Annotated in this window: 8 protein-coding genes and 1 pseudogene; 6 read left to right on the plus strand and 3 right to left on the minus strand. The window is 67.9% G+C overall.

Annotation, left to right across the window (positions count from 1 at the left end; genetic code table 11):
• Positions 1-248 precede the first annotated feature (248 nt).
• Complete coding sequence (locus tag VFZ09_RS46575; RefSeq protein WP_329734303.1) at positions 249-539, plus strand: hypothetical protein; 291 nt, start codon at positions 249-251, stop codon at positions 537-539.
• Entirely contained in the window at positions 536-1,876 is a 1,341-nt protein-coding gene (locus VFZ09_RS46580) for a hypothetical protein (RefSeq protein ID WP_329734304.1), read from the plus strand. Before VFZ09_RS46575 ends, VFZ09_RS46580 begins: the two co-directional genes overlap by 4 nt.
• 280 nt (positions 1,877-2,156) lie before the next feature.
• Here the strand turns inward: VFZ09_RS46580 and VFZ09_RS46585 are convergent, their stop codons facing one another.
• Positions 2,157-2,537, minus strand: coding sequence for a hypothetical protein (locus VFZ09_RS46585; protein ID WP_329734305.1), 381 nt, complete (start codon positions 2,535-2,537; stop codon positions 2,157-2,159).
• A gap of 94 nt (positions 2,538-2,631) precedes the next feature.
• Between VFZ09_RS46585 and VFZ09_RS46590 the strand changes: the two genes are divergently transcribed.
• The 4 genes from VFZ09_RS46590 to VFZ09_RS46605 all read left to right on the plus strand — a co-directional run bounded on the left by VFZ09_RS46590 (position 2,632) and on the right by VFZ09_RS46605 (position 8,070).
• The gene (locus VFZ09_RS46590; RefSeq protein ID WP_329734306.1) at positions 2,632-3,024 is read left to right on the plus strand and encodes a TIR domain-containing protein; all 393 of its coding nucleotides are present in this window, start codon (positions 2,632-2,634) and stop codon (positions 3,022-3,024) included.
• A 15-nt stretch (positions 3,025-3,039) separates the two neighbouring features.
• Positions 3,040-4,236 carry a toll/interleukin-1 receptor domain-containing protein gene (locus VFZ09_RS46595; protein WP_329734307.1) on the plus strand — a complete coding sequence of 399 codons (1,197 nt, stop codon included), beginning with the start codon at positions 3,040-3,042 and terminating at the stop codon, positions 4,234-4,236.
• Positions 4,218-4,844 carry a hypothetical protein gene (locus tag VFZ09_RS46600; protein ID WP_329734308.1) on the plus strand — a complete coding sequence of 209 codons (627 nt, stop codon included), beginning with the start codon at positions 4,218-4,220 and terminating at the stop codon, positions 4,842-4,844. The genes VFZ09_RS46595 and VFZ09_RS46600 overlap by 19 nt, the downstream gene beginning before the upstream one ends.
• A 67-nt stretch (positions 4,845-4,911) precedes the next feature.
• Positions 4,912-8,070 carry a tetratricopeptide repeat protein gene (locus VFZ09_RS46605; protein WP_329734309.1) on the plus strand — a complete coding sequence of 1,053 codons (3,159 nt, stop codon included), beginning with the start codon at positions 4,912-4,914 and terminating at the stop codon, positions 8,068-8,070.
• Positions 8,071-8,094: 24 nt separating this feature from the next.
• Here the strand turns inward: VFZ09_RS46605 and VFZ09_RS46610 are convergent, their stop codons facing one another.
• A complete protein-coding gene (locus VFZ09_RS46610; RefSeq protein ID WP_329734310.1) occupies positions 8,095-8,700 on the minus strand; it encodes a TIR domain-containing protein in 606 nt (201 codons plus the stop codon).
• A gap of 324 nt (positions 8,701-9,024) precedes the next feature.
• Positions 9,025-9,234: pseudogene (locus VFZ09_RS46615) on the minus strand (hypothetical protein); the annotation flags it as partial.

The raw sequence follows: 9,234 nt of genomic DNA on the forward strand, positions 1-9,234 counted from the left end.
TCTGCTTCCGGCTGACACCTGCGGTCGAGCGGCGCATCCAGGCAACCCTCGCTCGAGAAAGGCGGTCTCGCGGATCCAAGCAACACCACCGTCGTCACATCCATTCCCACTAACACAGGTGTTCTGATGCCAGTTTCGACAGGCCCCGCATCGAAATCCAGGTCGGCGTGCGGAAGCCGGGCACCGGACTGCGCTTCGCGGATGTGCTCGTCATCGAAGAAGGAGGAGTTGGCGGAGGGCCACGGCGCGTGGAGTCGTTCAGCTTCAAGAGCCGCGACCTCTCGGGATTGAAGTACGAAGATCTGAAGGCGCAGATGATTGAGGACGCGAAGGAAGCTTTGAGCAAGTACGGCGAGACGCTGAATATCCGCCGAGGCTCCCTCCAGTCCCTTCTCCACGAGGGAAGCGACGTGCCCGTCCAGCGGGTCCGCCTCATCTACGAGGGGGGCGAACTCAAGCCCACGGATGCAAACAGGTTGGAGCGCGCTGTAGACGCACTTGAGAGCACAGTTCCGGGAGTCGAGGTAATGTTCCAATGAAAGTATTAGAGCCTCACGGCATGAAGCCCGAGGACAGCCTCCTGCTCATATTCGACGGTGCGTTCAATTCACAGGCAGCGCTGGAGCGCGAGGTGGAGCCCTTTTCCCAGGCGCTCGAGGAGTACGCCGATGGATGGATGCCGGACGTCGTCAAAGGCAAGAGGCAGCGCAAGTACGCGCGTGCCGCCCTTTGGAAGTCGCTGGAAGAGAAGCGCGATGGGTCCGGCACGTCCATCGGGCTCTACCGGGCGGAGTGGCCCGCGTTGGATATGTCGTTCGGGCTCTGGTTTCCACCGCAGCCTCCCGAATTGAGAATCCTCATCAACGTGAAGCCGCTCTCCTTCTTTGGGGAGGCGGAGCGCTGCCACCGCTTCGTGGAAATGGTGCGCGCTTGGGCCTCCCGCTACCCGGTCACTCATGCTTGGGCCCACAGCAGTGATGATGCGCAGTTGGCGGACTCTCCGAGCTTCGGCCGCGACAAGAAGACTCGGCGCAGAGACGGGTTCGACAAAGTCTACGAGGTGTTCTGGCTCAACCTCTTCAGCCCCAAGCTGGTGGAAACCGTAGGTCGTGAGCGAATGCTGTCCACCCCAGCCCACCGTGTGGAGGAACTCCCCAACGGCTCCGTCCTCCTGGTGACGTGGCCCACGGCGGCGGACTTCGCCAGCAAGGAGGCACGGCTCGCCCAGGCTCGGGCCCACGCCCATCTCCGGCCGGACCTCGACTTCGACACCGTGCTACGCACGTTGCATGAGCGCAGCGCCATGCTGGCCTCCGTGGAGCCCCGCTTCCACCCGGACATGGCCCCGCTCCTCTCGCGGGTGGTGGACCGCGCCGCCAGTTACGAGCGCCAGCGCAGAATCGCCGAGTTCAACGCGTGGCAGCCGCCCGAGCCCGAGGAGTGGCGTCCCGCCGGCTCCGCTCTACCTCCGGACGTGGAGAATGTAGAGCGCGCTCTCCAGCAGTACAGCCTCTACGCCGAGCACCTCGTGGCGCTGCTGCACTCGGAGGTGCCCTCCGTCTTCAAGGCCACGCCCGAGTCGCTCACGGACGCCGACTTCTACTTCTGGCGCGAGGAATTCCCGAAGAGCCGCCTGCGCGAAGCCATCGACGAGCACGCGGTGCCCGCCATTGGCGCGTACCTGGGGGAGGTGCTGGTGCGCAACCTGGGCGGCAAGTGGATACCGCGCCAGAAGCTGGAGGAGGCACAGGTGCTCGTAGGCAACCGCGTCTGGCTTCCTTTCGCCCGAGCTCGCAACTACATGCGCTCGCGACAGTCGCTGCTGGACTGCTCCCTTACCTGGCTCTACCGCGTGGCGGAGCGGTGCCGGGGCTAACGGAGAAGTGCACCGATGCCGTGGCCATCTTCCCGGCACCGGCTCCCTCCATTCTCCCTTTGCCTCTGGAGGGGACGTCACCCGTGAGATCCAAACGTGATGCGCCGGTGACTCGGCACTTGGCGATGCGCTGCGCGGCTTCGGCCAGTGCTTCCGGCGGAGTTTTCGTCCTGGGGGTATACATGGTTTCTCGTGGAGCGCCGCGTTCTTGACCGAGTCCTGCTTCACGAAAAATCGTGAGTTGAGCAGCGTGACCGACGGTGTGGCGATGGCCTGGACGCTACCGGTTGTGCGCCATGAGCATCGCCATCATCACGGCGAACGCGTAGAGGGGAATCACCGTCAGGGAAAAGGCCGCCTTGAGGAACGCGCCCACCGTGGGCTTCGTCTTGAACTCGAACTCGCGCCCGTTCTCCGCCGGCTGCTTGCTCAGGTCCCGGAACAGCCGCTCCTGCATCAGGTAGTACGCGTCCAGTCCCCAGAAGGCCACCGCCGGGTACAGCGCGTACACCGCGAACCACCGGTCCGAGTCCTTGTTGCTGAAGGCCAGCAGCGCCGTCAGCACCGTCACCGCCCACCCCTTGATGGTGAAGGAGTTCTGCGCCATCCGCGTGATGATGTTCTGCAGCAGCTCCACTCTCTTGAGTTGCAGATCGTTCATTGCCTCCCGACGATACCCCCTCTCCGTTCACCCGCCGAGCGGCTCTGCTACGCTCCTCGTGAAGCACACCCCTCCCCGCCTGGAGCCTCCGCCCATGCCCCACTCCGTCTTCATCAGCTACGTCTACGAGGAGAAGCCGTTCAAGGACACCGTCGCGAAGTGGATTCAAGGGCAGCGCCTCGGCTCCGACGTCGTCGTCACCTACGAGCGCTCCGATGTCCGCCAGCATGGCGAGACCGAAATCCGCAACCACCTGCGGCCCCTCATCCAGGGCTGTGCCGCCGTCCTCGTGCTCGTCGGGGACGTCAGCCACAGCCGCAAGTGGATCGACTACGAGGTCTCCGTCGCCCAGTCGCTCCACAAGGTCATCATCCCCGTCCGCCTCCCCAACTCCCGCGGCGGCCTCCCCCGCGAAATCGCCGGTGTTCCCGAAGTGACCTTCGAGCCCAACGCCATCGCCACCACCTTGAGGAACCGCCTCGGCTGAGGCACCGTCCGCGCCATGGCCCCCCCTCCCTCCTATCAGGTGCTCCTGCTCGAGCCCGGGCGTCAGGATGTCCCCGGTGGGGGCCACTCGGCCCGCCTGCGCGCCACCCTCGAGCGCCACCTCGCCACGCTCGGCCTCGAGCCGGGCTCCGCGCTGCGCGTGCTCGACGAGGCCTCCTTCCCCTCGCGCGACCCCTTCCTCCCCCTGGCCACCGTCTACTTCGGCGGCCCCCGCCAGGACCCCGCCTCCACCGCCCTCCTCGCGCAACTGCGCGCCGAGGGCCTCTTCATCCTCCCCGTCGTCCCCTCGCTCTCCCAGTACCGCGCGCTCGTCCCCCCGGTGCTCGCCCCCATCCACGGCGAGGAGCTGCGCCCCTCCGACCCCGCCCTCGAGCACGTGGCCGCCCGCGTCCTCGAGGAGCTCCGCCTGTTGCGCTCGCGCCGCTCCGTCTTCATCAGCTACAAGCGCGACGAGTCCCACGGCGTCGCCCTCCAGCTCTACCAGGCCCTCGACGCCCGCTCCTTCGACGTCTTCCTCGACACCCACAGCATCCGCCGCGGCGAGGACTTCCAGCCCATGCTCTGGGACCGGCTGGGCGACGCGGACCTGCTCCTCCTGCTCGACACCCCCCACGCCTTCACCAGCGTCTGGGTCGAGCAGGAGCTGGCCCGCGCCCACAACCTCGCCCTCGGGCTGCTCCAGCTCATCTGGCCCGCGCCCCACCAGCGCACGCTCGGCACCGAGCTGTGCGAGCCCCTGCTCCTCCAGCCCTCGGACTTCCAGGGCCCCTCCTCCGACGCCGCCTCCACGCTCGTGCCCGGCACGGTGGAGGCGCTCGTCGCCCGGGCCGAGGCCGTCCGCGCCCGCTCGCTCGCCAGCCGGCGCACGCGCGTCATCACCGAGCTGTGCAAACAGGCCGAGGCCGAGCACCTGGAGGTCGTGGTCCAGCACACCGGCCACCTCGAGCTGCGCCACCCCTCCCACGGCTTCACCCACCTCTTCCCCCTGGTGGGCCACCCCGACTCCGCCCTGCTCCACGAGCTCGCCGAGCGCTGCGCCCGGGTGGGGCCGCCCTCTCCCCGCGGGTTGCTGGTGTATGACCCGCTCGGCATCTGGCAGCGCAAGGACTCGCACCTGCGCTGGCTCAACGAGTTCCTGCCCACCAGGTCCCTGCCCATCACGGAGGTGCTCGCGTGGCTGCGCACCCACTAGGCCCCGTCTTCCTGTCCGCCAGCATTCCCAGCCCGGATCGCCATCCGGCCTACATGCGCACCGCCAACCTGGTGGCCATCCGCGAGGCCGTCAGCGCCCTCACCCTCGTCGTCGTCCCCACCGCGCGGCTCGTCTTCGGCGGGCACCCCGCCATTTCGCCCCTGGTGCACCTGGCCGCCGAGCGGCTCGGCGCCGCCGACAACGTCTTCATCTACCAGTCCCAGTTCTTCCAGGGCCTCATCCCGCCCTCCTCGCTGAAGTTCCGCCACCTCCGCTGGACGCCCGCCGGCCCCGACCGCGCCTCCAGTCTGCTGCGCATGCGCGAGCAGATGCTCCAGAGCGAGCCGTTCCACGCGGGCGTGTTCATCGGGGGCATGGAGGGGGTGGAGGACGAGTTCCAGCTCTTCCAGCGCTACCACCCCCACGCCCTCATTCTCGCCGTGGCCTCCACCGGGGCCGCCGCCCGCATCCTCTTCGAGCAGCAGTCGGGGGGCTCGAAGGATTCCGGCCTGGAGCACGACGTGGCCTATGCCGCGCTCTTCCGCCGGCTGCTCACGGGCTCGGCGGGCCCGGGCTCCTCCCCCGCGAGTCCCTCGCCCACGCCGTGACGCCACCTCGCGGTGTGGCCCGGGTGCCGCCAGGGGGTGGCGCTCCGGCCTGGCGGGTCCGCCTCCCATGACACGCATCTTCCTCTCCTACAGCCACGAGGACCTGGCCTCCGTCGAGCGGTTGGCGGCGGACCTGCGGCAAGCGGGTCATGAGGCGTGGTTCGACCGGCAGGCGTTGCCCGCGGGAGCGTCGATTCCCCCGGGGGTTCAAAGCGCTCTGGAGCAGGCCGAGGTGATGGTGGTGTGCCTCTCGCGGGCCTGGCGGGAGAGCCCGTGGTGCCAACATGAGTTGAGCACGGCGCAGATGCTGAGCCCGGATGGTTCGAGGCTTCGTTTCGTCCCCGTCCGGTTCGAGGACGTCGAGGCCCCGCTCTTCCTGCGGCCCTTCGTGCGTGTCGATTTGTTCCCGGAGACGGCTTGGCCCCAGGGGCTCGCGCGTCTGCTGGAGTCCCTCGCGCCTGGCCGGGAGCGGTTCGCACCGGCGGCCGGGCCCGCACTGCCCCCCCACAACCTGCCTCCCGCGCCCGAGGTGTTCGTCGGCCGGGAGGAGGAGCTCCGGCTGTTGAAGGAGGTCCTCCTGTCCCGCCCCGGGCAGGGTGCGCTGGAGAGCCGGCAGGCCACGCTTCACGGGCTCGGGGGCATGGGGAAGAGCTCGATTGCCCTCACCTTCGCCCTGCGCGAGGCCGCGAGCTTCCCGGGGGGCATCTACTGGATTCAGGCCGCGGGCAGTGTCCGCGTCGCCCTGTCCGTCCTGGCCTCGGAGCTCCAGCTCCTGGCTCCTCCCGCCGTGCGCGCCTTCCTGGGCCGGCTCCCGCAGGATGCGTCTCCCGAGGCGCGGGGACGTGCCGCCTTGTTGGCGCTCCAGAACCAGCCCGAGCCCTCCCTGCTCATCCTCGATGGGGCCGACTCCCCGGACTGGCGGGCCCAGCTCCTCACCGGGCGCTCGCGGGTGCTGCTGACCACCCGCCATCGGGAAGCCGCGCTCGGCACGCTCATCCCCGTCGAGCAGCTGTCCCTGGAGAGCGCGCAGGAGCTCACGGACCGCATCCGCGTGCCGCCGTCTCCCGAGGAGCGCGAGGCGAGAGCGCGCGTCCTGGAGTGGGTCGTCCGGTGTCATCCGCTGGCCGTCACCGTGGCCGCTCGGGCCCAGGTCCGCTGGAACATCGCCTGGTCCCAGCTCGAACGGGAGCTCCAGGCCCGGCCCAACCAGGTGCTCGACGATGCGCAGCTGCGCGAGGGCTACCCGGAGGGTGTCTTCTCCGCGATCGATTGGGCCCTGGAGCGCTGCGAGCCCACGGAGTACCGGCTCCTCGAGGCCTCCGCCGTGTTCGCCCCGGAGCGCGTCCCGCTCGACTGGGTCGCAGCGGTCGCGGAGCTCGAGCCCCAGGCACTCGAGACACGGCGTGCCCTGGATGGTCTGGGGTCGCTGGCGCTGATGACCACCACCGAGCAGCACGAAGGGGTGCTGCACCCCCTGGTCTGGCGCAGGGTTCGAGATAGGACGCCGCGGGCCCGCCGGGAGGAGAGCACCCTCCGGATGGGCAAGGTGCTGCAAGAGTGGCTCACGCCGAGGATGCTCTCTCTTCAACTGGAGCACCTGGCCGAGGTGGACAGGATGCGGCCACAGCTCGAGGCGGGACTCCGGGAGATGGAGGGTGCAGACGTCTACCGCTGGCTGCATCTCGCGATGGGATTTTCTACCTATCTGCTGATGCGGGCGGACCACGTCGCCGCACGTCTGGTGTGCGAGCAATCCCTGCGACGCACGGAGCACGTGCCCGGGCTTCGGCCTGCCTTCGTCACCCCCTTCCTCGTCAACCTCGTCAATGTCCTCCACCATCAAGGGGAGCATGAGGCGGCTTCCGCCCATACGCGAAGGGCCCTGGCGCTTCTGGAGCCTTCAGGTTCCCAACCCCCCGAACATCCCCGGTTGTTGTCCGCCGTGGCGGGCCTGCTCAGCAAACAGGATCCATTCGCTGGCGAGGAGTTGGCGCGCTGGGCCGTCCAGCACATGGAGGCCCTGTACGGACGGGATGACCCTCTCGTCGCCGATGCGCTCGGAAACCTGGCCCTCAACGTCGAGTTGACCCAAGGCCCCGCTGCGGTCCTCCCACTCTATGAGCGGGTGTTGGGCATCCTGGAGAAGAACAATCAGCGCACCAGCTTCCGGTATGCAGCCATTGCCTCGAGGGTCGCGCGTACACGCCAGCAGTTGGGCGACTTGCAGGGCGCCCAGTGCTTGTACGCGCAGGTCCTCGACGTTTGCGAGAAGCTCCTGCCCCCCGGCCACCCTTTCCTGGCGGACCGGCTGAAGGACCTGGGCTCGGTGCTCTTGCGTCGTGGCGAAGCCGCGAGCGCGGTTCCCTTTCTGGCGCGGGCCGTGCGCATCTGGGAGTCACGAAAAGGTCTGGAGCCGGACAGCCATGCCATCGCGCTCTACCGGCTCGGACAGTGCTCCCTGCGGCTCCAGGACTTCAAGCACGCGGAGGCCCTGTTCCTGGACGCGGAGCGGACGCTCGAGAGCGCCAATCGAGCCACGGGCGACCTCATCGCGGCGGTGAGGCGAGGGCTTGCCCAGGCGTGCCGGGCTCTTGGCAGGGATGCGGAGGCCGCGCGGTACGAAGAACGGGCCCTCGATTCTGGAATATCGCTCTACGAGCCCGTCGAGGGGCCTGGGCAGGAGTTCTTCCGTCGAGGCCTGCGCACGGGAAACATCCGCGACGTCGATGACGCGACGATTACCGCGGCGCTCTCCCAGAGCAGCGAACTGGCCGAGAAGGCCGGGGACACCGCCAATGCCGCGAGGGCCGCGCTGCTGCTCGGAAAGGAGCTCCGCGCTCGCGAGCACTGGGCCCCGGCACGCGCTCAGCTGCAACGGGGCCTGGGGCTCTTGAATCAACGGGAGGAGCCGGTGCTCGCGGCGGAGAGTCACTGGCTGCTCGGTGAGATGCACGCCCGCCTCGAGCACTTCGAGGAGGCCCGGGACAGTTACAAGAAGGCGCTTCGGTTGTACGAACAGCTGGGGTTCATGGGGCGTGTCGCCATCGTTCAGGTCAACCTGCTCGGGGTGTTGTTCGCGCTGGGTGCTCCCGCGCGCCAGCGCCGCCCGCTCGTCATCGCCCTGCGGCAGGCCCTCGACAAGGGACTCTTCTCCAGCCCGGAATCACGCGAGAGCGTCACGTTGCTTCTCGAGCTGGATCGGCTGGAGCCGAAGCGCCGCAAGTAGCTGGAGCGAAGCGCGAGCGCGGTGTCACCGGCCCGCCTGCCTGGCGGCCTTCGCGACCCACTGCGGGAAGTTGTTGAAACCGTCGTCGTCTACCCAGTCGTAGACATCGAACAGTGACGAGAGGATGGGGGTCGTGCCTGGAACGAGGTAGGGCGCGGCCGAAGGGCTGATGGGGTCGGCATTCGTGTAGGGCTTCCAGCCATCCATGTATTTGGCGTAGGGCACCATGGTTGTTCTGGTGTCCTTGCCTCCGTAGCCCAGGTAGTCGAACGGGTTCGGGCCGGCGACATCCATCCCTGTTTTTGGATCCTTGAGTTGATGGATGCGGATGCCAATGACTCCCTTTCCGAGCTCGATGCTGCGGAAGATCTCGTAATCGACCCAGGGCCGTGTGTAGGTCTCGGCGCCGATGAGCACGCACGTCACGGAGGTGCCGGGGAGCCCCTTGTTGATGGCGCGCTTGACGGCCGTCACTCCCTCGGTCTTGGCCAGCTCGGAGAGAGAGCCGTCGAAGTAGCCCGCGGCCTGGTACCCCTTGGTGAGGGAGTGCTTCTTGATCTGTTGCACGCGCATGATGTCGCGCTGGTAGTGGAAGCTGAAGAATACGAAACGATTGCTGGGATTCGACAAACCGCATCTCCTGTCCTGGTGCCCCACCGCGCGTGCGTGCTGGGATGCGCTGCGGGGTCCTCCGTGGAAACATGGATACCTGACGCGTCATCCGGTTGCACATTCTGGTACCGCGCTCGGAAGGGCAGGATTGATCCAAAGTCTGTAGGAGAGGTTTTGAAGAGGCGGAGGGCAAGTCCAGACATTCTCGGGCAAAGAGGGAGCATCCCTCCGGACGGCGCCTGAAAGAAGGGCCGCCGTGGAAGGCCAGGACAGAGGTGCACGGGCCGAACAGCCAGGAGAGAGGAGGCGCGGGAGGCCGGAGCGGGAACAGCTGGCGGGCGCTCAGGCAAGCGTGGCCAGACTCTTGGGCAGCACGGCCAGGCCCAACAGGCCCTGGTAGAGCAACTCCATGGTGCGTGAGAAGCTTTGGTGTCGCCCATCACGAGCCGGCAGGTGCGTGCGCACCAGGGCCAGCAGGTTGTAGGCCAGCACTCGCAGCCAGCTGAGCACCAGGGGTGCCTTGCCTCGCAGGCTGGGCGAGGCGCTGTCCTC

This window comes from Archangium sp., assembly GCF_036277355.1.
Taxonomy (GTDB): Bacteria; Myxococcota; Myxococcia; order Myxococcales; family Myxococcaceae; genus Archangium.

Coding starts and splice junctions, on each gene's coding strand:
- VFZ09_RS46580 (WP_329734304.1), top strand. CDS start 536: ATGAAAGTATTAGAGCCTCACGGCATGAAGCCCGAGGACAGCCTCCTG.
- VFZ09_RS46585 (WP_329734305.1), bottom strand. CDS start 2,537: ATGAACGATCTGCAACTCAAGAGAGTGGAGCTGCTGCAGAACATCATC.
- VFZ09_RS46590 (WP_329734306.1), top strand. CDS start 2,632: ATGCCCCACTCCGTCTTCATCAGCTACGTCTACGAGGAGAAGCCGTTC.
- VFZ09_RS46595 (WP_329734307.1), top strand. CDS start 3,040: ATGGCCCCCCCTCCCTCCTATCAGGTGCTCCTGCTCGAGCCCGGGCGT.
- VFZ09_RS46605 (WP_329734309.1), top strand. CDS start 4,912: ATGACACGCATCTTCCTCTCCTACAGCCACGAGGACCTGGCCTCCGTC.